Here is a 26,471-nt window from a genome sequence, read left to right as displayed (position 1 = left end):
GTCTCCCGGCGCAAACGTCACCGGCGGCTTCTCGTGAAATTGACCGGCAACGAGCCATTCCTTAGATTGGCCCGTCAACGACAACGACGGCGATTCTGTAATGGACGATAGTCACATGTGGCGCGCGCTGGAAGCGTTCGTTCGCCAGGAAGCCGCCGTACCAGACACCCGCCGGATGACGGGTGAGACGTCGATATCGGACGACCTGGGGCAAACCGGAGACGACGCCGACATCTTCATGGCGCGTTTTTTCGCGCGGTTCGACGTAGCCCGTGGCGACTACGACTTCGGACGCTACTTCCTGATGGAAGGCGAAGGGTTCCTGTATCACGTCCTGAGAAAATATCTCCTCGGAAAACCCCATACGTTCAAGCGACACGCATTGACCGTCGGTATGCTGCACCGAGCCATATTGCTTGGAACCTGGGACACCGAGGCGATCGAGCAGTAGCCGTTCACGGGCATTCCGTGCCGCCCGCAATCCGTTTCCGGGCATTCACCTCCAACCTCGCCGATGCGCGCAACCGGCCGCGATCCGCGTGCGCCCTTAGTCCAACCCGCCGATGCCGCCTCCCCTTCCGCCCGCTATCGTTTCCCCGTCATCCACGCTCCCTCACGCCATCATGACGCCACAGGAAATGATCGACCGTCTCGAGATCCACGATCTGCTGACGCGCTACTGCCACGCCGTCGACCGGCGCGACTGGCACGAATTCGAGCGACTCTTCGCCGGCAACGCGATGCTCGACTACGCGGCGTTCGGCGGCCCCGTCGGCAACCGCGCGGACATCGCGGCCTACCTGAAACGGGTGACGGCGTCGATGCGCAGCACGCAGCACACGATCTCGACATCGCTGCTGATCGTCGACGGCGATGCGGCCACCGCGCGCACGGCCGGCCAGGTGATGATGGTGTCGGCCGACGATGCCGGCGACGATCGCGTCTGCTTCGTCGGGCTGTGGTATCGCGACCTGCTGGTCAGAAGCGAATGCGGGTGGCGGATCCAGCGCCGCATGCAGGAGCGCAGCTGGATGCAGACCGCGCCGCCGGTCGCGGCGCACTGAAACACGCATCGCCCGCCGCGCGTTCGCGCCGCATCACTTCATCTGCATCAGCTGCACGAGGTTCCCGCACGTATCGTCGAGCACCGCGACGCGCACCGGCCCCGCATCCATCGGCGCCAGCGTGAAGCGCACACCGAGCGCGTCGAGGCGCGCGAATTCCGCGTCGAGATCGTCGACCTGGAACGAGGCCGCAGGAATGCCGTCCTCGTAGAGCGCCTGTTTGTAAGGCCCCGCCGCGCGATGATGGCTCGGCTCGAGCAGCAGTTCGGTGCCGTCCGGCTGGTCCTTCGACACCACCGTCAGCCAGCGAAACGCGCCCACCGGCACGTTGTTCTTCAGCCTGAAGCCGAGCGTGCCGGTATAAAACGCCAGCGCCTTGTCCTGATCGTCGACGAAAATGCTCGTCACATAGATACGCATTCGTTCCTCTTCCGGATGATGCGCGCCGCCGCGCGCGTTGCTGTTCCGCTTACGTGATCTGATACGTCGACGCCGGCACGAACTCCTCCGGCATCGCGCGATCGCCGAGCTCCAGCACCGACCGCTCGACCGTGCGCGTCATCGCATCGAGCGCCAGCGCATTCGGCGCGAGACCGAACGGCTCCGCGACCTCGTTCGCGATCGCTTCGAGCGCGATCAGCGTGTACGAGATGAACACGCAGATCAGCGGCGTAAAGAACTCCGTCGAATCGACGAGACCGAACGGCAGCAGCACGCAGTACGCATACACGGTACGGTGCAGCAGCACGCTGTACGAGAACGGAATCGGCGTCGTCAGAATCCGCTCGCAGCCGCCCACCGACTTGCCCAGCTCGACGAGTTGCGCATCGAACATCCAGCACGTGGCTTCGCTGCCGGGTGCGCGACCGAGCGCGCGCACGATGCCGCCGCGCAACGCGTCGAGAATCGCGACCGGCTGGTAGCGCTTGTTCGCGAACGCGGCGGCACGTTCGGCGCCGAGGATGCGCTGCAGGTCTTCCGACGCATCGGTATGGCGAAGCTCGTGCTTCAGCGCATACGTGAACGCGATCAGCAGATCGGCGAGCCGGTTGCGTTCGGCTTCGCCGACGCTGTCGGGCAAGTAGCGCTGCAGTTGCGACGTGACGGTGCGCGCCGCGATCAGCAGGTTGCCCCACAGATGCCGCGCCTCCTTGAACCGTTCGAAGCTCGCGTTGTTGCGAAACGCGAGGAAGATCGCGAGCGCGAGGCCGAACAGCGTGAACGGCGCGGTATTGAGCGGAATCTTCTCGCCGAAGATGCGCCCGTTCGTGAACACCGCCAGCGTGCTGACGATCGCCATGAACACGAGTTGCGGAATGATCGATTGCAGCACCGAGCCGTTCCACACGAACAGCATCCTGAGCCAGTTTTGTCGTGGTCTGACGATCATGATCTTGTCTCGACTGCCCAAGGAATACGCAATACAAACGGCGCGCCCGATGCGAAACGGCCCGCGCGTGGCGGGCCGCTGTCGCGTCGATACCCGGCCTGACGACGGGATGCACGGCACTGCGCGTGATGATACGCCCGCACCGGCCGTGCCCGTCGCCGGGCGCACCGGTCAGTGATAGCCCGCGTCGCCCTCGCGCACCTTGCCGCGGAACACGCGGTACTGCATCGCGTTGTACACGAGGATGATCGGCAGCACGATCACGGTGCCGACGAGCGCGAACAGCTGGCTCGAATGGCTCGACGACGCATCCCAGATCGTCAGCGACGGCGGCACGATGTTCGGCCAGATGCTGATCACGAGCCCCGTGTAGCCGAGAAACACGATCGCGAGCGTCAGCAGGAACGGCGTCGCCTCGTGCCGCTGCTTCACCGTGTGGAAGATGCCCCACACGCATGCGACGACGAGCACCGGCACCGGCAGGAACCAGCCGAGATTGCCGCTGCCGAACCAGCGATGCGCGACGGCCGGCAGGCCGATCACGGTCCACAGGCTGACCACGCCCATCACGGCCAGCAGCACGCCCGTGAGCGGCTTCATCAGAAGCCGCATCTTGCGCTGCAGCTCGCCGTCGACCTTCAGGATCAGCCAGCCGCAGCCGAGCGTCGCATAGGTGACGAGCACGCCGATCCCGCAGAGCAGGCTGAACGGCGACAGCCAGTCGAACGGCCCGCCCGCGAACTGGTTGTTCTCGACCTTGATGCCCTGCAGCAGCGAACCGAGCACGATCCCCTGGCAGAACGCGGCGAGCGCCGAGCCGCCGATGAACGCGAGGTCCCACATGTGCTGCGTGCGGGTGGCTTTCGCGCGCAGCTCGAACGCCGCACCGCGGAAGATCAGGCCGACCAGCATCAGCACCAGCGGCAAGTAGTTCGCGGGCAGCAGCGTCGAATACACGACCGGGAACGCGCCATAGAGGCCCGCGCCGCCGAGCACGAGAAAGGTCTCGTTGCCGTCCCACACCGGCGCGACGGTATTGAGCATGACTTCGCGTTCGGCCTTTGCATCGAAGAACGGAAACAGCAGGCCGATGCCGAGGTCGAAGCCGTCCAGCATCACGTAGATGAACACGCCGAGGCCGATGATCGCGGCCCACACGACAGGAAGATCGATCTGCATGGCTTACTCCGCTTCGGTGACGTTCAGCGGCGTGGACAGCGCGCTCTTGCGCAGCCCCGGATGCCGGTGCATCTCGATATACCCGGCGTGCGCGGCCGGCCCGCGCTTCATCAGTTTCAGCATGTAGTAGATACCCGTTCCGAACACCAGGAAATACACGATCACGAAGATCAGCAGCGACACGCCGACCTGCTGCGCGCTGAGCGGCGCGACCGAGTCGACGGTACGCAGCACGCCGTACACCGTCCACGGCTGCCGCCCGACCTCGGTCGTGATCCAGCCGGCCAGCAGCGCGACGATGCCCGACGGCCCCATGCACACGACGAACCACTGGAACCAGCGCGTTTCATACAAACGTCCGCCCTTTCTGAGCAGCAGCCCGAGCAACGCGGTGAGCAGCATCAGCATCCCGAGGCCGGCCATGATGCGGAACGTCCAGAACACGATCGGCGAATACGGGCGGTCCTGCGGCGGGAATTCCTTCAGCCCGCGAATCTCGCCGTCCCAGCTGTGCGTGAGGATCAGGCTGCCGAGGTGCGGCACCTGGATCGCATAGCGCGTCGTTTCGGCCTGCATGTCGGGCAAGCCGACGAGGTTCAGCGCGGTGCCGCCCTTCTCGGTTTCCCACAGCCCTTCGATCGCGGCGATCTTCGCCGGCTGGTATTCGCGCGTGTTCAGGCCGTGCGCGTCACCGACGGCGATCTGGATCGGCGCGAGCAGCAGCAGCATCCACAGCGCCATCGAGAAGCTGCGCTTCACCGGCTCGTCGCGGCGCCCCTTCAGCAGGTGCCATGCGCCGCACGCGGCGACGATGAAGCCCGCGACGATGAACGCCGCGATCGTCATGTGCACGAGGCGGTACGGAAACGACGGGTTGAAGATGATCTTGAACCAGTCGACCGGCACGACGAGGCCGTTCTCGATCTTGTAGCCTTGCGGCGTCTGCATGAAGCTGTTCGACGCGAGGATCCAGAACGTCGAGATCAGCGTGCCGACCGCGACCATCAGCGTCGCGAAGAAGTGCGCGCGCGGACTCACGCGCTGCCAGCCGAACAGCATCACGCCGAGAAAGCCGGCTTCCAGGAAGAACGCCGTCAGTACTTCGTAAGTCAGCAGCGGGCCGGTGATGTTGCCCGCGACGCGCGAGAAGCCCGCCCAGTTCGTGCCGAACTCGTAGGCCATCACGACGCCGGAGACGACGCCCATCCCGAAGCCGATCGCGAAGATCTTCGACCAGAACTGGAACATGGATTTGTAGGCGGCGTCGCCGGTGACGAGATAGCGCCATTCCAGCACCGCCAGGAAGCTCGCCATGCCGATGCTGATCGCGGGAAACACGATGTGGAACGACACCGTGAACGCGAATTGCAACCGGGCGAGATGGAACGCATCGAAGATTTCCATGACCGTAATTTGCTCGTGGTTGTGAGGACGTCAGCTCGAAGCAGGAAATCGCGCGACGGCTTCGCGGCGGCACGTGCAAACACGGACGGATCGCACAGTGCACGGCAACGAAGCGTGAATGACGATATCGCGTTTCCGACGATACTCGCAATCGCGCAAACGTGCGCTGAAACTGTGCTTTTCCGGGGGCCGGAGATGTGTGTACGGAAAACACATTTCGGCGCCGCAAGGCCGTCAGCTGTACTGCTTTGCGCAGTGCAACGCTGTATATCCGCGGCATGGCCGCACGCTCGTACCATCGTCCCGAAGCCTGCCGATGGCAAACGAGCGCGACGTCGCGCCCCGCCCCGGCAGAATCCGTTCCCGCCGGCCGGCGCACGCGCCTGCCGATCCCCTGGAGAAAACCGCATGGAACCCGGCAACCGCCCCGACGAGCCCGCCGGCAGCAGCGCGTGTCAGGTGACGCGCCATCGCGCCGGCGACGCGCGGGACACCGTCGATCGCGTCGTCGACGAGACGCCGGTTGCACTCGTGTTCAACGGCATCGCGCACACGGTGATGATGGCGACGCCGATCGATCTCGACGCGTTCGGGCTCGGCTTCGCGCTGAGCGAAGGCATCGTCGAGCGCGCGTCCGACGTCTTCGACATCGAAAGCGAATGCCGGCCCGGCAGCGCCGAAGTGCGGCTCACCGTGTCGCAACAGGCGTTCATGGCGCTGAAGGCGCACCGGCGCGCGCTGGCCGGCCGCACCGGCTGCGGCGTCTGCGGAATCGAAAGCATCGCGCAGCTCGACCTGCATCCGCCGCGCATCGCGGCGGCCGGCGCGGCGGCGGGCATCGGCGCCGACGCCGTCGCGCGTGCCGCACGCGCGCTGCCGGAGCAGCAGATCCTGATGCGCGCGACCGGCGGCATCCACGCGGCCGCATGGTGCGACCGCGACGGTACCGTGCTCGACGTCTTCGAGGATGCCGGCCGCCACAACGCGCTCGACAAGCTGATCGGCCGGCTCGCGCGGCGGCGCGCCGATCTGCGCGCGGGCTTCGTGTTCCTGTCGAGCCGCGCGAGCTACGAGCTCGTGCGCAAGGCGGCACGGGTCGGCATCCCGATGATCGCGACGATCTCGGCGCCGACGTCGCTCGCGATCGACGTCGCGCGCGAGGCCGGCGTGCGGCTGCTCGGTTTCTGCCGCAACGACGGCTTCGTCGAATACGTGTCGCCCGACGCGCTCCCGTCACCCGAACCGACGCATGCACAACCGCGTGCGCTCACCGCTCGATGAAACCCCTGACCGATTTCGATACCGCCCAACGGCATTTCGCCGGCACGTTCGCGCCGCTGCAAACGACCGTCTCCATGCCGGTCGCGCAAGCCGCCGGCCAGGTACTCGCCGCGCCGCTCACCGCCGCGCTCGACCAGCCGCCGGCCGACCAGAGCGCGATGGACGGCTACGCCGTGCGCCACGCGGATCTCGCGCACGGCGAGCCGCTGCGCGTCGCCCAGCGCTGCTATGCGGGCGACACGCCGGCACCGCTCGCGCCGCGCACGGCCGCGCGCATCTTCACCGGCAGCGTGATTCCGCCCGGCGCCGACACCGTCGTGATGCAGGAACACGCGCGCGAGAACGACGGCTGGGTCGCGTTCGATGCACCGCAGCGCAGCGGATCGCATATCCGGCGCCGCGGCGAGGAAGTCCGCGCCGGCGATCTGCTGATGCCGGCCGGCGTGCGGCTCGGCGCGATGCATGTGGGCGTCGCCGCGGCACAGGGTTGCGCGCGCATCGACGTGCGCGCGCCGCTGCGGGTCGGCATCCTGACGACCGGCGACGAGCTCGTCCCGTGCGGCCAGCCGCGTGCGCCGCAGCAGATCTACAACAGCAATGCACCGATGCTCGCCGCGCTGGTCGCGGGCACCGGCGCCCTCGTCGCGGCGAACGAGCACGCGGCCGACACCGCGGCCGCGGTCGATCAGGCGCTGTGCGGGCTGGCCGCGCGCTGCGACATGGTCGTATGCGTCGGCGGCGCGTCGGTCGGCGACAAGGATCTGCTGCGCCCCGCGCTGACCGCGCTCGGCGCATCGTTCGTCGTATCGGGCGTGCGGATGAAGCCCGGCAAGCCCGTGGCGCTCGCGCGGCTCGACGCGCGGCCCGTCGTGCTGCTGCCCGGCAATCCGGGCGCCGCGATGATCGCGTTCGCGCTGTTCGTCGCGCCGCTGATCCGCCGCCTGCAGGGGCGCGACGATTGCGTGCCGGACGTACCGTCGCTGCCGATCGACATCGACGTCGAGCCGGATCCGCAACGCGAACGCTTCGTGCGCGTGCGCCGCAGCATCGGTTCCGGCGGCGCGCCCGTGCTCGACACGCTGCGCCAGCAAGGCGCCGGCACGCTGCAGTCGCTCGTGCAGGCGAGCGGGCTCGCGCGGCTGCCGGCGGGCCGGCGCATCGCGCGCGGCGACGCGGTGCCGTATTACGATTTCGCGCACTGGCTCGCATGAATCGCCGCACGCTGCCTGCTCGCCGCGCACGCAGGAGCACGAACTGTATTCCTGCATTTCGCGCGGGATTGTGTCTCTGCCGGGAAATTCCGGCGGACTATTCTCACGATGAGGCTCGCCACGACCTGTGCGCCGACATGTCGACGCAATCGCGGCCGATCGGCGACGCCACCCCGCTCACTTCATGCAGGCAGACGCACCGATCGTGAATGCCATCGTTTCCGCCGCACCGGCCGCCGCCGCTTCCGCTTCATCCGGCGGCAGTGCGCCCGGCACCTTCTCCCGCGCGCTCGACACGCTCGAGCGGCCGCTGCGCGATTTGCGGCTGTCCGTCATCGATCAGTGCAATTTCCGTTGCGGCTACTGCATGCCGCGCGACAGCTTCGGCACGGACTATGCGTTCATGCCGTCGTCCGAGCGGCTGTCGTTCGCGCAACTGGAGAAGATCGCGCGTGCGTTCGTCTCGCTCGGCGTCGAAAAGATCCGCCTCACCGGCGGCGAGCCGTTGCTGCGCCGCAATCTCGAAGCGCTGATCGAGCGGCTCGCGACGCTGAACACCGTCGACGGCAAGCCCGTCGAAATCGCGCTGACGACCAACGGCTCGCTGCTCGCCGCGAAAGCGCGCTCGCTGCGCGACGCGGGCCTGACGCGCGTGACCGTGAGCCTCGATGCGATCGACGACGCCGTGTTCCGCAGAATGAGCGACGCCGACGTACCCGTCGCGCGCGTGCTGGCCGGCATCGACGCCGCGCAGGCGGCCGGGCTTGCACCGGTGAAGGTCAACGCGGTGATCGAGCGCGGCGCGAACGACAACCAGATCCTGCCGCTCGTGCGCCATTTCCGTCATAGCGGGGTGGCCGTGCGCTTCATCGAATACATGGACGTCGGCGGCGCACACCGGTGGTCGGGCGACACGGTCGTGCCGGCCGCGCGGATGCGCGCGCTGATCGAAGCACGCTATCCGCTCGTGCTCGTCGGCGAGCCCGCGCACGACGCTACCGCGATCCGCTGCCGGCACATCGACGGCGCGGGCGAAGTCGGTTTCATCGCGAGCGTGTCGCATCCGTTCTGCGGCACGTGTTCGCGCGCTCGCGTATCGGCCGACGGCCAGCTGTACACGTGCCTGTTCGCGACGCAGGGCACCAACCTGCGGCCGTGGCTCGACGAAGCCGCGCCGATCGACCGCCTCGCCGCTGCCGTGCGCGATCGATGGATGCAGCGCGACGATCGTTATTCCGAGCGGCGGGCCGCGCGTGCGGCCCGGCCGTCGGGCAAGACCTATCCGACCGTGCGCATGTCGCTCGTCGGCGGCTGACGGGCTGCCGTGCGAAGCGCGACGCACCGCCTACTGGAGAATCGTCATGACGAGTTTCACCGAATCCCGTGCCGCGCCACCCGACGATCCGTCGCGTGCCGGCAGCCCTCCCGATTTCGCTGACCCGCACACCGAACTGTCGCCGTCGATTGCCGCCGGCTTCGAAGTGCGCGTGCAGCATGCCGCGATCGACGCCGGCGCCGAGCTCGCGCCGATCGTTCGCAATCCGAATGTCGGCGCGGTCGTGAACTTCCTCGGCGTCGTGCGCAACGAAGGCGACGTCGACGATGTGATCGCACTCGAAGTCGAGCACTACCCGACGATGACCGAGCAGGCGCTCTGGAGCATCGTCGAGGAAGCCAGCGCGCGCTGGCGGCTCGAAGCGGTGAAGATCGTGCACCGCGTCGGGCGCATTCCGCTCGGTCACGCGGTAGTCATCGTCGTGGTGGCCGCCGCGCATCGCGCATCGGCGTTCGACGCGTGCGAGTTTCTGATGGACTTCCTGAAGACGCACGCGCCGTTCTGGAAGAAGGAGATCCGGCACGACGGCGTGGCCGGCTGGGTCGAGCCGAAGGCGCACGACGATCAGGCGATGCGGCGATGGGGCTGAACGTGCCGGCCGTGTTCCTTCGGCTTGCGCCGCTTTCTCCGACTCCGTCGATCGGGCTCCGGACTTCGCCATGAAACTGACGATCAAATACTTTGCGAGCATTCGCGAACAGTTGCATACCGACGAGGAAATCGTCGAGATCGACGCGCGGGAACTCACCGTCGACGCGTTGCGCGGCACGCTCGCCGCGCGCGACGCGCGCAGCGGGGAAGCGCTGCGGATGGACCGCCCCGTGCGCGCGGCCGTCAATCTCGAGATGGTGACGGGCGGGTTCGTCGTGCGGGAGGACAGCGAGGTGGCGTTCTTTCCGCCGGTGACGGGCGGGTGATTCGCTCGCATCGGGCGGCGGCCGGCAGGTTGCCTGCTGCGCCAAGCATCGCGGACAGCTAGTACAGCCCGCGAAGAAAGCCCGGGACGGGATGGTCGATCGAGGCCAGATAACCGGCCATCGCGCCGGCCACTTTTCGCACGGCCGGACGCGCGGTCATCCGTTCTCGCCAGGCCAGCAGGTTCGGCGTCTCCGCCGTCATCGGCGCGCCCTTGCGCGCGCCGAACAACTGCGCCATGTAAAACGCGATGTCCGCGTACGAATAGGTTTCCGCGAGAAACGCCCGATCCGCCAGCACGCGTTCCATCCGTCGATAGTATTGCGCTGCTTCGTCGCGCGCGGCCTGCGCCGCCGGATGGTCCGGTGTGTCCTCCAGGCCCATCAACCGGATCACGTGCGGAAAATAGACTTCATCGCTGCAATGTTCGAGCTGACGCGCAACCGCGCGCGCCTTCGGCTGCGCGGGCCATAACGCGGGATCGGGCGTGCGGTCTTCGAGATACTCGAAGATCTGCGTCGAATCGAATATCTCCAGTTCGCCATCGATCAGCACCGGTATCTGACGCTTCGGGTTGATGCGTACGACGTCCGGATGCCTCGGTTCGTAGCCGCGCTGCTGGCTGAACGACACCATCACGCGCTCGAATGCGATACCCTTCTCGTGCGCTGCGATCTCGACTTTCGCGCCGAACATGCTCAACGGGCCGGTCATGATTTTCATCTGTCGCGCCTCCATGGATGTCGCTTCAAGCCCCGGACGCAGGGAATGCGACAGATAATAGGTCCGTTAACATGACAACCCGTGTCATATATTCGGAGCAAGGTGCCGCACATGAAAGCCAGCCGCCTGTTGTCGATCATGATGATGCTGCAGGCGCGCGGACGCATGACCGCGCCGGCGCTGGCCGAGGCGCTGGAGGTGTCCGAGCGGACGATCCTGCGCGATATCGACCAGTTGTCGACGGCCGGCGTGCCGATCTGGGGCGATCGCGGCCGCAACGGCGGCTTTCAGTTGCGGGATGGCTGGCGCACCGATCTCACCGGGCTCACCGAGCAGGAAGCGCACGCGCTGATCCTCGCGGGTTTGCCGGGGCCGGCGGGAGAACTCGGGCTGGACGGGATCGCCACATCCGCACGACTGAAGATGATCGCCAGCCTGCCGCCGGACTCGCGCGAACATGCGGATCGCGTCGCCAGCCGATTGCACGTCGATACCGTCGACTGGTATCGGGCGCAGGAAACGCCGGCATTTCTGCGTGAAGTGGCCGATGCGGTGTGGAATTCGCATCGGATCGACGTGACGTACGAAAGCTGGCGCGGCGTATCGCGTCGCGCACTCGATCCGCTCGGGCTGGTGCTCAAGGGCGGTGCTTGGTACGTGGTGGCGAAGATTGCGGGCAAGCGCGATCCGCTGACTTTTCGGCTTGCGAATATCCGCGAGCTCGGCGCATCGCGCCGCCGGTTCAAGCGGCCCGCGCGGTTCGATCTGGCAAAGCACTGGCGGGATGCGATGAGCCGGTACGAGACGGAGCTTTATCGGTTGACCGCGCATGTCGCGGTGTCGGCGCGCGGGGAGAACTGGCTGGTCAATGCGCGGATCAAGATCGCGCCGGTCGTGGAGCAGGCCGGGCGCGCCGCGGTGCCGCCAGGATGGAAGGAATACCTGATGCCGATCGAATCGATCGAGCACGGTGCGAGAAAGCTGCTGGGGTTTGGTGCGGAGGTGAAGGTGCTGGGGCCGCGGGAGCTCGTGGATGCGTTGAGGGCTCAAGTGGAAGCGCTGAAAGATCTGTATGAGCCGGATGTATAGTGGACAGCATGATCTCCCGGGGTCCTGCAAGCTAACAACCCGCGAAACGAGATTGATATCCCGACTCGATGGTATGGACAAAAGATATCAAACGACAAACAACACGCGTTATGTTAAATTTCCACCTCGCATCCCATCCATAATAAATCGATCGAGAAAAATCAAATGGCAACGTGGACCGAAGATATAGCACTCGCCTTAGAGCAGCTAGGCGGCATTGCCCCTCTTTCTGAAATTTATGAACGAGTTGCAGCTATACGACCTAAACCACATCCAGCAGATCTGGGTGCCTCTGTTCGAGGAGCTATTGAGCGAAACTCTTCAGATTCGACGGTTTTTTCCGGGAAAGATCTGTTCTTTTCCGTACATGGAATTGGCGGTGGAGTGTGGGGACTAAGATCAATGGAGAAGCCCACACCACTGGCTTCTGATATCAACGCTCTCGGAGACGAGACACCTCAAAGGCAACACCAGGAAACATATCGTATTCTTCGAGACACCGCACTATCTCGTCAAATAAAGCTTCTACATAAAAACAAGTGCCAGATATGCGGGGAATCGATCAGACTTCCTAGCGGAGACTTCTACTCCGAGGCACATCATATACAGCCCCTTGGAAATCCACACAAAGGACCAGACACATCAGAAAATATTATTGTTTTGTGCCCCAATCACCATGTAATGCTCGATTACGGCGTCATCTCAATTGACCCACTAAAAATCAAGCTGCACGAAAAACATAAAATTGGAGCCAATTTCATTACTTACCACAATGAAATTGTCATGAAACTCGAACGCAAAACAGGAAAATAGATATTCGTGTGGTCGATTTTCTACGACTCATACATCAAATCATTTATTTCGGTTTTTATACTCAGAATATTTTCGTGAATCGCCCCTCACTTTATCAGCAGGATACTTCGCTCGGTTGATTTCCATTTTCTCCAGCACCGCCTGAAAAAGGTCGACATCCATCTTATCCGCGAGGCGAACCAGATAAACCAATACGTCAGCCATCTCGTGACGAACGGCCATCAGGTTTGCCTCGCCAAGCTCACTCTTTTCACCTGAAACAAGCCACTGAAAGGGCTCCAGCAATTCGCTTGCTTCAACGCTAAGCGCTGTAGCCAGATTCTTTGGAGTGTGAAACTTGTCCCAGTCCCGTTCACCAACAAACTGCCGGACAAGTTCGCGCAACTCCCCTAGATCATTCCGCAACTCAGACTTTTCCACGTAGCGACTCCCTACTGCATATCAGGAACTATTGAGGCCGTCGAGGGCATGTGGGCATGAGAAATCTACTGCCCTGCTTGCAAGCACAGATACCCAGGACCGACTGCCGGAATGATATAGGAACCGGAACAGGCAGCGGATCGAGCAACACTATCAGGATGGAAGGAATACCTGATGCCGATCGAATCGATCGAGCACGGTGCGAGAAAGCTGCTGGGGTTTGGCGCGGAGGTGAAGGTGCTCGGGCCGCGGGAGCTCGTGAATGCGTTGACCGAAAATCTTGCAGCTATGAAGGCGATATACGAGCCGCAGATGTAGTTCGGCTGCGAGCCAAAGTGGGCGACCGCGGCCCTCATGCGGACGGTGTCCAGTCAACAGTCCTCGCGCCAACCGACAGCCGCCAACCCTCCCCTCACACCGACATGCCAAGCTCGGCGAAACCGATTTGCCTGGCGCCGCAGGCCTGAGCCAATTGCATATCGTGGCTCGAGAAAAACACCACGCGATCCTTCGACAACGTTTTGAACAGGTCGATCAGCACGGCGCGCGCACCGGCATCCAGTCCGTTGCCGGGCTCGTCGGCAATGACGACGGCCGGCTCGCCCAGCGAGACCGCGGTCAGGAATATCTTCTTGCGCGTACCGAGCGACATCTGCTCGAAACGCTTGTCGAGATGCGGCGCGAGTCCGAAGCGATGCGCGAGATCCAGCGTCCTGTCGTCGACAACCGTCTTTTTGGCCGACGCGACCAGTTCGAGAAACGCCCGCCCGGTCTGGAACGGGTACGCCATGCAGTCGTCGGGCACATAGGCGAGCACCGATTTCGCCTTCAGCGGCGCGGCGCGCAGCGAATGTCCGTCGAGCCAGACCTCGCCTTCGTCGGCGTCGACCGTGCCGGCAAGGATGCCGAGCAACGTGGTCTTGCCGCTGCTGTTTTCGTCGCAGAGCGCGACGCATCCTGCGCCGAGATCGTGGTGCAGTCCGTGGAAAATGACACGCTCGCCGTAGCGTTTCGAGAGGTTTTCGAATCGAAGCATGATGTATCGTCAGATGAAGATGGGCCACATGACGGCGACCCACAGTGCAGCCAGTGTCGCGCCGAGCAAGATCGCTTGCCGCGGCAGATGGCACTGCGGCAACCGCAGCAACGCCAACAGCGGCGCCCCGGACAACAGGATCGCGGCCGCGCGCGGGAGCGACAGCACGCCGTGCGCCGCCAGCATCATCGGCCCGACGGCCGCGAATGGCAATGCCAGCACCGCGACGGTCAATACATCGGCGCCGACCTGTGCGGCCCCCGCGCGGGGCAGCGACCGCATGAACGCGGCGGCATAAGCGTGGGCCGTACGCAGATCGCGAAAGGTCGTCGCGGCGATCGACGCGATGGCCGCTTGCGAGATCAGCGTCAACGGCACGACGCGCGCGTCGAAATCCCAGATTCCGTACAGGAAGCACGTCGAAATCGCAGCCGCGCCCATCATCACGCACCTGCCGAGGTTGGCGGCGGCGCCATGCCGGATGATGCCGGCCTGAAGCCTGACCCATGGCGGCAGGATGAAACCCGAACGGGCAAGCAAGTCGCCAGGCGCGCCCTGCGCGAACACCCGACGGCGTGCGCGCCGGGGCGACGCCGTCGGCACGCGGGCCACCGCGAACACCGCAACCGCCAACGCAATGGCCAGCAACGCGGCCCGCAATGCGCCATCCGCTTCCAGACCGCCGATCAGGATGACATTGGCGACGATCAGCACAGGCCCGTTGCGCGGCTCGCGCGACAGCGCCATCAACTGCGCGCCGAGCGTAATCAGCAGCAGATCGAGCACGTACAGATAGTTGGACAGTTGCTGCGGCAAGAACGCCAGCGCGATCGTCGCGGCCAGCACGGGCACCAGAAGCGGCGTACTCGCGATCAGCACGACGGCGGCATCGACGGCACGGCGACGCCCTTCGGATGTCGGCAGCGACTTGAGGTAAACGGCAAACGGGCCGCCGGTGACGGCCGCGCGCTGCGCCAGCACCCACAGCACGCCGACGGCTTCGAGCAGATGCACCCATGCGAACCGCCATTCGATCCCGTGTGCGGGCGCCAGCACGGCAAGCACCGGCGCGCCCAGCAGACGCGTCTGCGCAAACACGGGCATCGCGGGCAACAGCAGCAACGCGGACAGGAACAGCGCCTGCCAATGCCGATGCAGCGCGCGGGATGTCGCCAGTACGTACCAACGTAGTCGCCAGGACAGCATCGTTCTCCCACGCCTCCAAATGCAATGGCGCTAACGCGCCGATCGCCGAACTCGCTATCGTGTCACTTCTGCTGACACACGACAACCGCGTACCGTTTCCCGCGATGACGAAGCGGCCGCCCGCCCTCGCCCCGACAACCATCGCACGGCAACGTGTCGGCTACATGCCGCGAACCGCGCCGGATTCCGTGCGCTATCGCCGAAGTAAATCTGTCCCCTTATGGGCCGACGCGCTCCTGCAAACCGCCCGGACCGCCCCGCAAGGAACACGCCAATTTCCGGCATCTCTCCATCAAGTCTTATATAAGACATAAGACATTTGACGCTTCACCATATTGCGATTAGAATCCCGTCCAAAGCAATGAAGCAGTGTCCGGAACAGCAGCCTCGGCGTGCCTGGAAAGCCCTTCCCCTGAAACGCAATCTCAGCAGGTCCCCCATGCTTGAAAACTTTCGTGCTCACGTGGCCGCCCGCGCCGCGCTCGGTATTCCCCCCCTGCCGCTGACGGCTCAACAGACCGCCGAACTGGTCGAACTGCTGGCGAACCCGCCCGCGGGCGAAGAGCAGACGCTGCTCGACCTGATCACCCACCGCGTGCCCGCAGGCGTCGACGAAGCCGCTCGCGTGAAGGCCGGCTTCCTGGCCGCCGTCGCGAAGGGCGAGACCGCCTGCCCGCTGATCTCGCGCGAACGCGCGACCGAACTGCTCGGCACGATGCTCGGCGGTTACAACATTCAGCCGCTGATCGAACTGCTGTCCGACGAAGCCGTCGCGGCGGTCGCTGCCAACGCGCTGAAGAAAACCCTGCTGATGTTCGACCAGTTCCATGACGTGAAGGAACTCGCCGACAAGGGCAACGCACATGCACAGGCCGTGCTGCAGAGCTGGGCCGACGCGGAATGGTTCACGAGCCGTCCGGAAGTGCCGGAAAGCCTGACCATCACCGTGTTCAAGGTCACGGGCGAAACCAACACCGACGACCTGTCGCCGGCGCCGGACGCCACCACCCGCCCGGACATCCCGATGCACGCGCTCGCGATGCTGAAGAACGCGCGCCCCGGCATCACGCCGGAAGAAGACGGCAAGCGCGGCCCGGTCAAGTTCATCGAATCGCTGAAGGAAAAGGGTCACCTGGTCGCCTACGTGGGCGACGTGGTCGGCACCGGTTCCTCGCGCAAGTCGGCCACCAACTCGGTGCTGTGGTTCACGGGCGAAGACATCCCGTTCGTCCCGAACAAGCGTTTCGGCGGCGTGTGCCTCGGCGGCAAGATCGCTCCGATCTTCTACAACACGATGGAAGATGCCGGCGCGCTGCCGATCGAACTCGACGTATCGCAGATGGAAATGGGCGACGTGGTCGAACTGCGCCCGTACGACGGCAAGGCACTGAAGGACGGCAACGTGATCGCCGAATTCCAGGTCAAGTCCGACGTGCTGTTCGACGAAGTGCGCGCCGGCGGCCGCATTCCGCTGATCATCGGCCGCGGCCTGACCGCGAAGGCGCGTGAAGCGCTGGGCCTCGCGCCGTCGACGCTGTTCCGCCTGCCGCACCAGCCGGCCGACAGCGGCAAGGGCTTCTCGCTCGCACAGAAGATGGTCGGCCGCGCATGCGGCCTGCCGGAAGGCCAGGGCGTGCGCCCGGGCACGTACTGCGAACCGAAGATGACCTCGGTCGGCTCGCAGGACACCACGGGCCCGATGACCCGCGACGAACTGAAGGATCTGGCGTGCCTCGGCTTCTCGGCCGACCTCGTGATGCAGTCGTTCTGCCACACCGCCGCTTATCCGAAGCCGGTCGACGTGAAGACGCACCAGACGCTGCCGAACTTCATCAGCACGCGCGGCGGCATCGCGCTGCGTCCGGGCGACGGCGTGATCCACTCGTGGCTGAACCGCATGCTGCTGCCCGACACCGTCGGCACCGGCGGCGACTCGCACACGCGCTTCCCGATCGGCATCAGCTTCCCGGCAGGCTCGGGCCTGGTCGCCTTCGCGGCCGCCACCGGCACGATGCCGCTGGACATGCCGGAATCGGTGCTGGTCCGCTTCAAGGGCAAGATGCAGCCGGGCGTCACGCTGCGTGACCTGGTCAACGCGATTCCGCTGTACGCGATCAAGCAGGGCATGCTGACGGTGGCGAAGCAAGGCAAGAAGAACATCTTCTCCGGCCGCATTCTCGAAATCGAAGGCCTGCCCGACCTGAAGGTCGAGCAAGCGTTCGAACTGTCGGATGCGTCCGCGGAACGTTCGGCCGCCGGTTGCTCGGTGCGCCTGAACAAGGAACCGATCATCGAATACCTGAACAGCAACATCACGCTGCTCAAGTGGATGATCGCGCAGGGCTACCAGGATCCGCGCAGCCTGCAGCGCCGTATCGCCGCGATGGAACAGTGGCTGGCCGACCCGCAACTGCTGTCGCCGGACGCGGACGCCGAGTACGCGGCCGTCATCGAGATCGACCTCGCCGACATCCACGAGCCGATCGTGGCATGCCCGAACGACCCGGACGACGTGAAGACGCTGTCGGACGTCGCTGGCGCCAAGATCGACGAAGTGTTCATCGGCTCGTGCATGACCAACATCGGTCACTTCCGTGCCGCGTCGAAGCTGCTGGAAGGCAAGCGCGACATTCCGGTCAAGCTGTGGGTCGCGCCGCCGACCAAGATGGACCAGAAGCAGCTGACGGAAGAAGGTCACTACGGCGTGTTCGGCACGGCCGGCGCGCGTACCGAAATGCCGGGCTGCTCGCTGTGCATGGGTAACCAGGCGCAGGTGCGCGAAGGCGCGACGGTGATGTCGACGTCGACCCGCAACTTCCCGAACCGCCTGGGCAAGAACACGAACGTGTACCTCGGCTCGGCGGAACTGGCGGCGATCTGCTCGCGTCTGGGCAAGATCCCGACCAAGGAAGAGTACATGGCCGACATGGGCGTGCTCACCGCCAACGGCGACAAGATCTATCAGTACATGAACTTCGACCAGATCGAAGACTTCAAGGAAGTCGCCGACACCGTGCAGATGTAAGCATGCTGTCGCGCTGCGGCGGGCTGGGCCCGTCGTAGCGGCACGCAATGGCGCCGCGGGCTTAATGCCTGCGGCGCTATTTTTTTGGTTTGTCGTGGAATTTCGGAGGAACGCCGGGGAGGAGCGTCGGTATTCGGCCATGAGCGGTCATTCGAGGCCATTGGGTAGATTGTCGACAATGTCGGGAAACAAAATTCTGTTGAAATTGAAGGCGCCTCACCAACCGGAGGGCGTGGCAATATCACGGAAAACATCGCGCCGGAGTTGCTCATGGCAATGCACTTGTTCATCGACACGAACATCTATCTCAGCTTCTACCATCACTCCAAGGACGATCTTGGGAGCTTGGAGGACTTGATGATTGAGATCGTGGACGATCATATTGTGCTTCACCTCCCGCAGCAGGTATCCGACGAGATTGAGCGCAACCGTGACGTGAAGCTGAACACTGCCGTCAACGAGTTTAAGAAGATACCGCTAAATGTAGCTATCCCGCGCCATATGCAATCGATGGCGACGGCCGAGACCTATGCAACGGCGATCGCGGATGCCAAGCAAGCTCGCGACCACCTCATCGCGCAGGCCACGGCAAAGGCGCGCCTCCTAGAGCTCGACGTGGACATCTGGCTGAGTCACCTATATAGCGTTGCCAAAAGTCACGAACACGATGACGCACTTTTTGCGCGCGGCAAGCTCCGTGCCGAAAGAGGTAATCCGCCAGGGAAAAACGGCAGCTTGGGTGATCAATACAACTGGGAAATGCTACTGGAGAAGTTGCCCGACACTGACCTCTATATTGTCTCTAGAGACGGCGACTACATGTCCGCGTTCGAAGGGGGCGATAGCGCTGTCTATCCGAATGCCTTCCTGAAGCGCGAATGGGCAACGCGCAAAGGCGGAAAGGCTCTATACGTCTTTGAGACCATCAAGAGCGTCCTTGACCACTACACAAAGATCCTCGCGCAGGCCGAAGCGCCTAAGGACGCACCCGCAAAAGAGAAGGCGGGGGCCAAAGAACCAAAGGATGCGAAAGACCAATTGGAAGCGCATGGCGCTGCTGCAGTCAAAGCAACGTCCGACTTAAGTGACATCCAGAGCAGCTACAAGTCGAGCGTTTTCAAGACCCACTTCGGATCACAGGACGAATCCAAGCCGAAGCTTTTGAAAGAGCAGAATGATGAAAAAGAGGCAGCAATCAAGGCGCTCGAAATAAGCCCCAACTTTGCGACCACTCACGCCGTCATCAAAGAGCTTCAGAAGTTTGGTGACCACTTTTCCACCGATGAGGTGAATGCACTGTTTAAGACAGCCATCGCGAACAATCAGGTTGGGTGGATCATCGAAGACGACGATGTGAACAAGTTCTACCTTGGCTTGGTATCCAGCCACATCGCCGACGCCGACTCGGACCTCGTCGATGCCATCATTCACAAGCTCAAGCTCTCGACGGATGAGGAGAGTCCCGGTGAGGATCCGCAGCCCGATGACGGCACTTGGGGCGACCTCCTGAAGCCCTGAGCCGCAATCGATGGTGTTCATCGATTCTGCGCCAATACTGCCTAATGTGAACGTCTGCGTCGGGATGAATAAAGGACCGTTTCGGGTCGAACACGGTCGGCCGCCGTCCTACGATGCGCGACCGTCGCAGACCGGCCACAAGCCGTCGCTCGTCTGGACTGACGCTTCGCGTTCAGACGTCACTTCATCCGCAAGTCGTGGTTCCCGAATGGCCGTTGTAGTTTGGAAACCGCTGAATATGCGGTGCTGGATGGGATGTCGGAAACGGATCGGCAACGGTCGACCGCGTCGGGCGGCAATCGGCCAGGAACAGTCCGTCAAGCTATATTGATTGTCAGAGCGTTGCTCGGCGACCCACAAAAATAAGAAGGAGAATCATGGCGATCAAGCAGTGGCTTCATCTCAGCGAGCTCGGCAGCGATCCATGGGTGCTGCCCATCTATACGGCATGGAACAAAGCCGTTGACGAGAACCGTGTGGCGCCCCGCCCGGACGTGGTCACCGAGGCGGGATTGCACATCACTACCCGACTGAATCTGGTTCGCCACATCATGCGCCGTCTGAGGCGGGACTTCTTCACGTTGGTGAAAGAGGTCGACAAGTACGTTACAAAGGAGCACCAGTACACACCGGACCACGAAGGCATCGCGCTGTCAGTCGACGATCACATGAAATACCTGATGATTGCCGACTTTCACTCCATCATCTCGGAGGTCGACGCCTGTATCGACCGGATGAAGGTTTTCATGGAAGCGCTACACGACCATGTTGGCCAACACATCACAGACAAGCAGCGCATCGCGATGATCAATTCGTGGATGAAGGCGCGTGCCATCGACCCCACATGGTTTAACCGACTAGCCAGCGCCCGCAACTTCATCGCGCACGTTGGCGCGTTCTATCTAGCCCTAGATACATCCGAGGCCTCTTGGGACCTCCTGCTGGTCAAAGGGAATACCAAACAGTTCGATGACCCGAGCACCTACGTGCGGGTCTCCAGCGTGATGGATATCATCAACGGTTTCGTGGAGTGCCGAGACGCGATGCAGGCGCACCTCATCGCCTTGCTCGAAACCGCGAAGTGATCACACTTTCGTGCACTACCCACTGGTCATGGTGAATGTCCGCGCACTATTGATGGACATCGGCATTAAAACGGAAACCGTATGTCCGGAATGGGTCGACAGCACGCATTCACTGCCAGGGACAGGGGCGACTGCTCCCCCCTTTGTCGCAGCTAGAGCGGGCTACACCGGTAAAGTGGATGGAAGTGCAAGGGCTCCGTGTTGCACCGCACAATACATTCCGGTATCATTCACGCCCCCCACAAGCTGCGCATACGGATTTCGAGCGAGGCGTCCCGGCCTCGACCATCTGTGCGTATCACGATTCCGTTCGCATCCCGGCAGGCAACCCATTCTGGCGTCATGCTCGCGACGATCGTCGGCTCATCTGTCGAGGAGCATGTATTGGCAATTCCTGATCGAAACGATTCCACATCCCCTGAAATCACAGCCACGGCAAAAGCCGGCCGGCGTGTGTCAAAGGGAAAGGCCCAGGCCCCGACGCCGACGGACATCGCGTCACTGGCACGCCAGAATGAGGAGCGCCAGCACCAGATGCGCGCGTTGATCGCGCTCGGTCGTGAGCGCGGCTATCTCACCCACGCGGACATCAACGATCACCTGCCCGACAACTTTGCCCAAACGGCGGCGATGGACACCATCGTCAGCACGTTCAGCGACATGGGCGTGGCCGTGTACGAACAAGCGCCGGACGCCGAAGCGCTCCTGCTCACCGACGCTGCGCCGGCCGTGGCATCCGACGATCAGGCGGACGAGGAGGCGGAAGCTGCGCTATCGACCGTCGATTCCGAATTCGGCCGCACCACGGATCCGGTTCGGATGTACATGCGTGAGATGGGGGCCAGCGAACTGCTGACCCGCGCCGGTGAAATCGAGGTCGCGAAACGGATCGAAGAGGGTCTGCAGGACATGATTCAGGCGATTGCCGCGTGTCCGTCGATCGTGTCCACGATTCTTGCCGATGTCGACCGCATCGTTGCAGGCGAGCTCCGCATTGACGAACTCGTCGATGGCATCAGTGTCGACGCCGATGAAAGCGAAATGACGCAGGAGTCCCAGGAAGAGGATGCGGAAGCACTCGCCGCCGCCGATGATGCGGACGAAGACGACGTCGAAACGGACGCCGAGGATTCGGAGAAGGTGAACGCGGCACGCCTCGAAGAACTCACGAACGACAGTCTCGTGATTTTCGCGCGCGTGCGTGCGCTGTTCGAGCAGTTGCCGGATGTGGCTGTCACTGGCGATGCCCGTTCCGCAGCCGCTGCGCAAGTGCGCACGGCGATCCAGCGTGAACTCGCACCGATCCGCTTTACCGCCAAGACCATCGACCGCCTGTGCGCAATTGTGCATGGGCAAGTGACTGAGGTTCGCGCGATCGAGCGCAGTATCCTGGCGATTGCTGTCGACCGTTGCGGCATGCCGCGCGACGCGTTTGTCGAATCGTTCCCGGGCCACGAGACCGATCTTGAATGGACCACCCGAGCGGCGGCGACCTCGCAGCAGTTTGGCGCAGCGCTCGAGCGACATCAGCCGGCGATTCAGGCGGCGCAGCAGAAACTCGTCGACATCGAGTCCCAGGTCTCGTTGCCGCTCCAGCAGCTCAAGCAGATCAACCGCCAGATGAGTGCCGCGGAACTGAAAATGCGGCAAGCCAAGCGCGAGATGATCGAGGCGAACCTTCGTCTTGTCATTTCAATCGCCAAGAAGTACGTGAACCGCGGCATGCAGTTCCTGGATTTGATCCAGGAGGGCAATATCGGCCTGATGAAGGCCGTGGACAAGTTCGAATACCGGCGCGGCTGGAAGTTCTCGACCTACGCGACTTGGTGGGTCCGGCAGGCTGTCACGCGTGCGCTCGCCGATCAGGCGCGGACCATTCGCGTGCCGGTCCACATGATCGAAACGATCAACAAGCTGAACCGGATATCGCGCGAAATCTTGCAACAGACAGGGCAGGAAGCGCATCCCGCAGTGCTAGCAAAGCGCATGGAGATGTCCGAGGAGAAAGTGCTCGGTATCCTCAAGATCGCCAAGCAACCTGTCTCGCTCGAAACCCCGGTGGGTGACGACGCCGATGCAACGCTCGGCGACATGATCGAGGATGTCTCGGCGAGCTCACCGGCTGAGGCGGCGATTCGCGCGAGCATGCGCGCGGCGATCGACGAGGCACTCGGCGGGTTGTCGCCGCGCGAGGCCAAGGTTCTGCGGATGCGATTCGGGCTCGACACAAACTCCGATCACACGCTTGAAGAGGTCGGCAAGCAGTTCGACGTGACCCGCGAGCGGATCCGTCAGATTGAGAGCAAGGCGATGCGCAAGCTGATGCATCCCAGCCGTGCAGACAAGCTCAGGCCCTTTCTTGATCGCTGAGGCAAGGCAGGCGTAGTCTCCCTTCGACGCCCGACTCCGGACTTGCAGCGATCACGCGTCGGCCTGATCGTTGCCCTGACCGGACGTGTTCGCTGCAGGGAAAACTTACCCACTCTGCTCGACGGCCTCGCGATCGCCGAGCTGCCCGAAGTCATCGCCGGCGAATATCTGGCCGATGGCCGTCTCGAAGCGATCCTCACCGACTGGTCGTTAACGAAGGGCGGTCTTTACTTCGTCACGCCGTCGGCGCGCGCACGTCCTGCGAAGGTGGCTGCGCTGTCCGATTTCTTTGTGGAACATCTCTCCAAGCCATCGTGGCGATGGCCGAAGTAGCGCGCTGGCCGACGCAATGGCTACCAGGATGGCCAAAGCTGATAAGGGGCGCGCTCAGGTTTCTTTTCCGTCATCGCCATGCGCGGTTGTCCCGGTGGGCGGTCGCTCATGTACGCCAAGACACCTCAGCGCGTGATTGACAGGCCAGCGAACGGCTGCCTGCGAGCCACTTGAAAGACTGGACGGGGTCCGAAAGCGACGCCCACGGAAATCCACGAAGAACCATTTCTCGCATGTCGGCGGCGTCGCGCAACGCTCTGCCGCACCCGTCAGGCCATCGTCCTCAGCCAGTCGAGCAGATCCGACGGCGCGCTGCCGGCCGTCACGGGCTGCGGCGTCAGCAGGCAATATTGCGAACCGTCTTCGACGAACCCCATCGGCGCAACCAGCACCCCGCTGTCGAGATCATCGCGCACGAGATGCCACGGACCGATCGCAACACCCAGCCCCGCCACAGCCGCCTGCAGACTGAAATAGAAATGGTCGAACACCTGCCCGCGCCCGCTTCCCGCCGGCCGATGCGCCGCCGTCGCCCATTCCTTCCACGCATCCGGCCGTGTGCGGGTATGCAGTCGCGGCGCGCTCCGCTTCAACGCACGGTCGTCCCGACCCCCTGAAAACCACGACTCGACCTTGTCCGGCCGGCACACCGGCCCCACCCTCTCTACAAACAGCCTCTCCGCGTGATAACCGGCCGGCCAAGCAAAATCGTTGCGCCGGATCGCCATGTCGATGCCGTTGTCGAACGAGAATGAACCACCGGCCGCGGCGAGCTGGATATCGACGCCCGCGTAAGTCGCCTGGAAATCCGGCCAGCGCGGAATCAGCCAGCGCATCAGCAGCGTGGGCTCGCACGACAGCACCCAGCGCTGCGCGCGCGCCGCGTCGGCCCGCACCTCGTTTGCCGCCTGCTTCATCAGATGCAGACCGTCGTGAACGGCCTGCGCCAGCTTGCGCCCCGCGTCGGTCAGGAAGACACGACGGCTGCGCCGCTCGAACAACGCCACACCCAGATCGTCCTCGAGCAGACGCACCGCGCGACTGACGGCGCCGTGCGTCAGATGCAATTCGTCGGCCGCCCGGCTGAAATGCTCATGGCGCGCCGCGGCCTCGAAACAGCGCAGCGCCATCAACGACGGCAGATTGGTACGCGCCTCACGTGAGTCAAACTCACCATTCCGGTCAGAAATCATCGCTTTTCCTGGCGAATCAGGGTCCCTAATATTCGCTCATCACGATGAAAATCAAAAGGACGATGCAATGACGGAATGGATAGTCGTAGTCACCATCACTTTACTGGCCGTCATCAGCCCAGGGCCGGATTTCGCGATGGTCACGCGCAACAGCCTGATGCTGTCGCGCCGCTCGGGATTGCTCACCGCGTGGGGAATCGGGCTGGGCGTGACGATTCACGTGAGCTACACGCTGCTCGGCGTGGGCCTGCTGATCCGCCAGTCGCTGTGGCTCTTCAACGCCGTCAAGCTGGTCGGCGCGATCTACCTGATTTACCTCGGCGCGAAGATGCTCGCAGCCAAGTCCGCCGACGGACGGCCCACGACGCAGGCCGTGCCGCTGTCCGATCTGGCGGCGCTGCGCACCGGTTTTCTGACCAACGTGCTGAATCCGAAAACCACCGTGTTCATCGTCAGCCTGTTCATGCAGGCGGTGCGCCCCGACACGCCATTAGTCATCCAGATCGGCTATGGCCTGTTCATCGCGCTGGCGCATGCAGGCTGGTTCAGCCTGGTGGCCGTCTGTTTCTCCGCCGATGCCGTCCGGGATCGTTTGCTGTCCTTACGTCACTGGATCGACCGCACCTTTGGCATCCTGCTCGTCGGCTTCGGCGTAATGTTGGCCATCGCGCGCGGCAGTCGTTGAGCGGCGCGTTGCCGACCAACATCAATCCGGCAACAGCGCCCCGCTCACCCGCCCCGGTATCGCATCGCGGCCGGCAATCATCGCGATGCGCTGCCCGGCCAGCACGAAGGGCATGTGCATCCTCGCCACCAGCATGCCCGATGGGCGTGAGCGCACAGCCACGCGATGCTGCGCGCCGTCCGCCGCCGCGTCGACGATTTCCGCGATCACCGCATCGGCGTCGACGTGCTCGCCCACGGGCACCTTCCAGCACACGATGCCGGTACGATCGGCCTTCACGTGATCGACCGCCTCCAGCGCGGCCACGGCCGGCGCCGCATGCGCGAGCGTCGCACTGCGATCGGCAACGATCGCCTCGGTTCGCAGGAACTCGATCAACCCGTCCGCATCGCCGCGGGCGAGCGCATCGGATACGTCGCGCTGCCCGCGCAGTTCGACGACCGCCGAAAAACCCGGCCCCGCTTCATCGTCGCGCCAACCCGGCATGCCATGCTTGCGCAATTGCGCCCACGCATCATGAAACGCCTGGTCGAACGTGCCGCCGCCCGCATGGTCCTCGAGCAGCAGCATCGGCGCATCCAGGCAGCGCGCCAACGCCGTCGCGCGCGCCTCGTGCGCCCAGTTGCCGTACACGTGCATCACCGCCGTCTTGTCGCAATGCAGGTCGAGCGCGATGTCGTGCGCGAATGCACGATGCAGCAGCATCGCCTTCAGATAGTCGACCGGATCGGCGGCGTCAGCCGGCGGCGTCGATAACGCCGTCAGCCACGCCTTCGCGTCCGGCACGCTGCGCGGCACGTCGCCCGCCTCGATCCGCCGCGCGACCGCGGCCCGCATGTCGGGAAAGCGCCGATCGAAATTGCCGCTGCCCGCGCAATCGAAACGCCCGGTCAGCGCGCCGCCGATGCACTGCTGCATGCCGATCGGATTGGCCCACGTCATGACGGCCACGCGCCCGCCCAGCATGCCGGCACGCTCGAGCGCGGCGAGCCGTTCAAGCAGATGCTGGATGACCAGCAGCCCCGGTACTTCTCCGGCGTGCAGCGCGGCCTGAACGTAAAGCGAGCGCGCGGCGCCCGCAGCGCCGAACGTGTATTCGCGCAACGCGATGCGCATGCCCGGCACCGTTCCCGGCAGCGGGATTTCCAGCTGTTCCATCCGGCACTCCTGTCGTCGGATCGATACGATACGTGCG

General features: G+C 63.8%; 24 protein-coding genes and 2 pseudogenes. 16 read left to right on the top strand and 10 right to left on the bottom strand.

All coding sequences use genetic code 11. The features are described 5' to 3' along the window. Window positions 1-115: 115 nt before the first annotated feature. Entirely contained in the window at window positions 116-451 is a 336-nt protein-coding gene (locus BME24068_RS18815; RefSeq protein ID WP_239007992.1) for a DUF1493 family protein, read from the top strand. Window positions 452-623: 172 nt separating this feature from the next. Next, on the top strand, window positions 624-1,064 hold the full coding sequence (locus tag BME24068_RS18810; RefSeq protein ID WP_174926995.1) for a nuclear transport factor 2 family protein: 441 nt from the start codon (window positions 624-626) through the stop codon (window positions 1,062-1,064). 33 nt (window positions 1,065-1,097) lie between these two features. On the opposite strand, the gene BME24068_RS18805 is transcribed toward BME24068_RS18810, so the two are convergent. The 4 genes from BME24068_RS18805 to BME24068_RS18790 all read right to left on the bottom strand — a co-directional run bounded on the left by BME24068_RS18805 (window position 1,098) and on the right by BME24068_RS18790 (window position 5,037). Then, complete coding sequence (locus tag BME24068_RS18805) at window positions 1,098-1,484, bottom strand: VOC family protein (protein ID WP_174926994.1); 387 nt, start codon at window positions 1,482-1,484, stop codon at window positions 1,098-1,100. A 49-nt stretch (window positions 1,485-1,533) separates the two neighbouring features. Further along, on the bottom strand, window positions 1,534-2,454 hold the full coding sequence (locus BME24068_RS18800; RefSeq protein ID WP_174926992.1) for a bestrophin family protein: 921 nt from the start codon (window positions 2,452-2,454) through the stop codon (window positions 1,534-1,536). Window positions 2,455-2,625: 171 nt separating this feature from the next. Further along, the gene (cydB, locus tag BME24068_RS18795; RefSeq protein ID WP_096508828.1) at window positions 2,626-3,633 is read right to left on the bottom strand and encodes a cytochrome d ubiquinol oxidase subunit II; all 1,008 of its coding nucleotides are present in this window, start codon (window positions 3,631-3,633) and stop codon (window positions 2,626-2,628) included. Window positions 3,634-3,636: 3 nt separating this feature from the next. Continuing rightward, entirely contained in the window at window positions 3,637-5,037 is a 1,401-nt protein-coding gene (locus tag BME24068_RS18790) for a cytochrome ubiquinol oxidase subunit I (RefSeq protein ID WP_174926991.1), read from the bottom strand. Window positions 5,038-5,445: 408 nt separating this feature from the next. On the opposite strand from BME24068_RS18790, the gene fdhD reads away from it, so the two are divergent. From fdhD to moaD, 5 genes are all read left to right on the top strand, one after another. After that, window positions 5,446-6,318, top strand: coding sequence for a formate dehydrogenase accessory sulfurtransferase FdhD (fdhD, locus tag BME24068_RS18785; protein ID WP_174926990.1), 873 nt, complete (start codon window positions 5,446-5,448; stop codon window positions 6,316-6,318). Continuing rightward, window positions 6,315-7,529, top strand: a complete 1,215-nt coding sequence (locus BME24068_RS18780; protein ID WP_174926989.1) for a molybdopterin molybdotransferase MoeA — start codon at window positions 6,315-6,317, stop codon at window positions 7,527-7,529. Before fdhD ends, BME24068_RS18780 begins: the two co-directional genes overlap by 4 nt. 184 nt (window positions 7,530-7,713) lie before the next feature. Then, window positions 7,714-8,844 carry a GTP 3',8-cyclase MoaA gene (gene moaA / locus BME24068_RS18775; protein WP_174926988.1) on the top strand — a complete coding sequence of 377 codons (1,131 nt, stop codon included), beginning with the start codon at window positions 7,714-7,716 and terminating at the stop codon, window positions 8,842-8,844. A gap of 46 nt (window positions 8,845-8,890) precedes the next feature. After that, window positions 8,891-9,454 (top strand): molybdenum cofactor biosynthesis protein MoaE, encoded by a 564-nt coding sequence (locus BME24068_RS18770; RefSeq protein WP_174926987.1) that lies wholly within the window; start codon window positions 8,891-8,893, stop codon window positions 9,452-9,454. A 70-nt stretch (window positions 9,455-9,524) separates the two neighbouring features. Next, complete coding sequence (moaD, locus tag BME24068_RS18765; protein WP_096508822.1) at window positions 9,525-9,782, top strand: molybdopterin converting factor subunit 1; 258 nt, start codon at window positions 9,525-9,527, stop codon at window positions 9,780-9,782. 58 nt (window positions 9,783-9,840) lie between these two features. Here the strand turns inward: moaD and BME24068_RS18760 are convergent, their stop codons facing one another. Beyond that, on the bottom strand, window positions 9,841-10,503 hold the full coding sequence (locus BME24068_RS18760; protein WP_174926986.1) for a glutathione S-transferase family protein: 663 nt from the start codon (window positions 10,501-10,503) through the stop codon (window positions 9,841-9,843). A 111-nt stretch (window positions 10,504-10,614) separates the two neighbouring features. Here BME24068_RS18760 and BME24068_RS18755 point away from each other — a divergent pair, with 111 nt between their 5' ends. Further along, window positions 10,615-11,592 carry a helix-turn-helix transcriptional regulator gene (locus BME24068_RS18755; protein ID WP_174926985.1) on the top strand — a complete coding sequence of 326 codons (978 nt, stop codon included), beginning with the start codon at window positions 10,615-10,617 and terminating at the stop codon, window positions 11,590-11,592. Between the two features lie 165 nt (window positions 11,593-11,757). Next, entirely contained in the window at window positions 11,758-12,405 is a 648-nt protein-coding gene (locus BME24068_RS18750) for an HNH endonuclease (RefSeq protein WP_174926984.1), read from the top strand. Between the two features lie 39 nt (window positions 12,406-12,444). On the opposite strand, the gene BME24068_RS18745 is transcribed toward BME24068_RS18750, so the two are convergent. Then, window positions 12,445-12,825, bottom strand: a complete 381-nt coding sequence (locus BME24068_RS18745) for a nucleotide pyrophosphohydrolase (RefSeq protein ID WP_174926983.1) — start codon at window positions 12,823-12,825, stop codon at window positions 12,445-12,447. 165 nt (window positions 12,826-12,990) lie between these two features. Here BME24068_RS18745 and BME24068_RS18740 point away from each other — a divergent pair. Further along, window positions 12,991-13,143 (top strand): annotated as a pseudogene (locus tag BME24068_RS18740) (WCX domain-containing protein); the annotation flags it as partial. A gap of 94 nt (window positions 13,144-13,237) precedes the next feature. On the opposite strand, the gene BME24068_RS18735 reads toward BME24068_RS18740, so the two are convergent. Together BME24068_RS18735 and BME24068_RS18730 are read right to left on the bottom strand one after the other, a co-directional pair. After that, a complete protein-coding gene (locus tag BME24068_RS18735) occupies window positions 13,238-13,861 on the bottom strand; it encodes an ABC transporter ATP-binding protein (RefSeq protein WP_174926982.1) in 624 nt (207 codons plus the stop codon). Window positions 13,862-13,870: 9 nt separating this feature from the next. Next, the gene (locus tag BME24068_RS18730; RefSeq protein ID WP_239007989.1) at window positions 13,871-15,067 is read right to left on the bottom strand and encodes a DUF6136 family protein; all 1,197 of its coding nucleotides are present in this window, start codon (window positions 15,065-15,067) and stop codon (window positions 13,871-13,873) included. 439 nt (window positions 15,068-15,506) lie between these two features. Here BME24068_RS18730 and acnB point away from each other — a divergent pair, with 439 nt between their 5' ends. The 5 genes and pseudogenes from acnB to BME24068_RS18705 form a co-directional block, all read left to right on the top strand. Further along, window positions 15,507-18,092, top strand: a complete 2,586-nt coding sequence (gene acnB / locus BME24068_RS18725; protein WP_174926980.1) for a bifunctional aconitate hydratase 2/2-methylisocitrate dehydratase — start codon at window positions 15,507-15,509, stop codon at window positions 18,090-18,092. 270 nt (window positions 18,093-18,362) lie between these two features. After that, window positions 18,363-19,610 carry a PIN domain-containing protein gene (locus tag BME24068_RS18720; RefSeq protein WP_174926979.1) on the top strand — a complete coding sequence of 416 codons (1,248 nt, stop codon included), beginning with the start codon at window positions 18,363-18,365 and terminating at the stop codon, window positions 19,608-19,610. 377 nt (window positions 19,611-19,987) lie between these two features. Then, window positions 19,988-20,695 carry a hypothetical protein gene (locus tag BME24068_RS18715; protein WP_174926978.1) on the top strand — a complete coding sequence of 236 codons (708 nt, stop codon included), beginning with the start codon at window positions 19,988-19,990 and terminating at the stop codon, window positions 20,693-20,695. 342 nt (window positions 20,696-21,037) lie between these two features. Further along, window positions 21,038-23,065 carry an RNA polymerase sigma factor RpoD gene (rpoD, locus tag BME24068_RS18710; RefSeq protein WP_239007988.1) on the top strand — a complete coding sequence of 676 codons (2,028 nt, stop codon included), beginning with the start codon at window positions 21,038-21,040 and terminating at the stop codon, window positions 23,063-23,065. A 105-nt stretch (window positions 23,066-23,170) separates the two neighbouring features. Next, window positions 23,171-23,398: pseudogene (locus BME24068_RS18705) on the top strand (LysR substrate-binding domain-containing protein); the annotation flags it as partial. A gap of 269 nt (window positions 23,399-23,667) precedes the next feature. Here the strand turns inward: BME24068_RS18705 and BME24068_RS18700 are convergent. After that, the gene (locus tag BME24068_RS18700) at window positions 23,668-24,591 is read right to left on the bottom strand and encodes a LysR family transcriptional regulator (protein WP_174926977.1); all 924 of its coding nucleotides are present in this window, start codon (window positions 24,589-24,591) and stop codon (window positions 23,668-23,670) included. 67 nt (window positions 24,592-24,658) lie between these two features. Here BME24068_RS18700 and BME24068_RS18695 point away from each other — a divergent pair, with 67 nt between their 5' ends. Next, a complete protein-coding gene (locus BME24068_RS18695) occupies window positions 24,659-25,276 on the top strand; it encodes a LysE family translocator (RefSeq protein WP_174926976.1) in 618 nt (205 codons plus the stop codon). 21 nt (window positions 25,277-25,297) lie between these two features. Here BME24068_RS18695 and BME24068_RS18690 read toward each other — a convergent pair whose 3' ends face one another. After that, window positions 25,298-26,434: a succinylglutamate desuccinylase/aspartoacylase family protein gene (locus BME24068_RS18690; protein ID WP_174926975.1), complete on the bottom strand. Its 1,137-nt coding sequence runs from the start codon at window positions 26,432-26,434 to the stop codon at window positions 25,298-25,300. Window positions 26,435-26,471: the final 37 nt, after the last annotated feature.

Origin of the sequence: Burkholderia anthina, from assembly GCF_902498995.1 — a bacterium.
Taxonomy (GTDB): domain Bacteria; phylum Pseudomonadota; class Gammaproteobacteria; order Burkholderiales; family Burkholderiaceae; genus Burkholderia; species Burkholderia anthina.
Note: the sequence above shows the minus strand (reverse complement) of the source record. Positions and strands in the feature narration are given on the sequence as shown.

Coding starts and splice junctions, on each gene's coding strand:
- BME24068_RS18815 (WP_239007992.1), top strand. CDS start 116: ATGTGGCGCGCGCTGGAAGCGTTCGTTCGCCAGGAAGCCGCCGTACCA.
- BME24068_RS18810 (WP_174926995.1), top strand. CDS start 624: ATGACGCCACAGGAAATGATCGACCGTCTCGAGATCCACGATCTGCTG.
- BME24068_RS18805 (WP_174926994.1), bottom strand. CDS start 1,484: ATGCGTATCTATGTGACGAGCATTTTCGTCGACGATCAGGACAAGGCG.
- BME24068_RS18800 (WP_174926992.1), bottom strand. CDS start 2,454: ATGATCGTCAGACCACGACAAAACTGGCTCAGGATGCTGTTCGTGTGG.
- cydB (WP_096508828.1), bottom strand. CDS start 3,633: ATGCAGATCGATCTTCCTGTCGTGTGGGCCGCGATCATCGGCCTCGGC.
- BME24068_RS18790 (WP_174926991.1), bottom strand. CDS start 5,037: ATGGAAATCTTCGATGCGTTCCATCTCGCCCGGTTGCAATTCGCGTTC.
- fdhD (WP_174926990.1), top strand. CDS start 5,446: ATGGAACCCGGCAACCGCCCCGACGAGCCCGCCGGCAGCAGCGCGTGT.
- BME24068_RS18780 (WP_174926989.1), top strand. CDS start 6,315: ATGAAACCCCTGACCGATTTCGATACCGCCCAACGGCATTTCGCCGGC.
- moaA (WP_174926988.1), top strand. CDS start 7,714: ATGCAGGCAGACGCACCGATCGTGAATGCCATCGTTTCCGCCGCACCG.
- BME24068_RS18770 (WP_174926987.1), top strand. CDS start 8,891: ATGACGAGTTTCACCGAATCCCGTGCCGCGCCACCCGACGATCCGTCG.
- moaD (WP_096508822.1), top strand. CDS start 9,525: ATGAAACTGACGATCAAATACTTTGCGAGCATTCGCGAACAGTTGCAT.
- BME24068_RS18760 (WP_174926986.1), bottom strand. CDS start 10,503: ATGAAAATCATGACCGGCCCGTTGAGCATGTTCGGCGCGAAAGTCGAG.
- BME24068_RS18755 (WP_174926985.1), top strand. CDS start 10,615: ATGAAAGCCAGCCGCCTGTTGTCGATCATGATGATGCTGCAGGCGCGC.
- BME24068_RS18750 (WP_174926984.1), top strand. CDS start 11,758: ATGGCAACGTGGACCGAAGATATAGCACTCGCCTTAGAGCAGCTAGGC.
- BME24068_RS18735 (WP_174926982.1), bottom strand. CDS start 13,861: ATGCTTCGATTCGAAAACCTCTCGAAACGCTACGGCGAGCGTGTCATT.
- BME24068_RS18730 (WP_239007989.1), bottom strand. CDS start 15,067: ATGCTGTCCTGGCGACTACGTTGGTACGTACTGGCGACATCCCGCGCG.
- acnB (WP_174926980.1), top strand. CDS start 15,507: ATGCTTGAAAACTTTCGTGCTCACGTGGCCGCCCGCGCCGCGCTCGGT.
- BME24068_RS18720 (WP_174926979.1), top strand. CDS start 18,363: ATGGCAATGCACTTGTTCATCGACACGAACATCTATCTCAGCTTCTAC.
- BME24068_RS18715 (WP_174926978.1), top strand. CDS start 19,988: ATGGCGATCAAGCAGTGGCTTCATCTCAGCGAGCTCGGCAGCGATCCA.
- rpoD (WP_239007988.1), top strand. CDS start 21,038: ATGCTCGCGACGATCGTCGGCTCATCTGTCGAGGAGCATGTATTGGCA.
- BME24068_RS18700 (WP_174926977.1), bottom strand. CDS start 24,591: ATGATTTCTGACCGGAATGGTGAGTTTGACTCACGTGAGGCGCGTACC.
- BME24068_RS18695 (WP_174926976.1), top strand. CDS start 24,659: ATGACGGAATGGATAGTCGTAGTCACCATCACTTTACTGGCCGTCATC.
- BME24068_RS18690 (WP_174926975.1), bottom strand. CDS start 26,434: ATGGAACAGCTGGAAATCCCGCTGCCGGGAACGGTGCCGGGCATGCGC.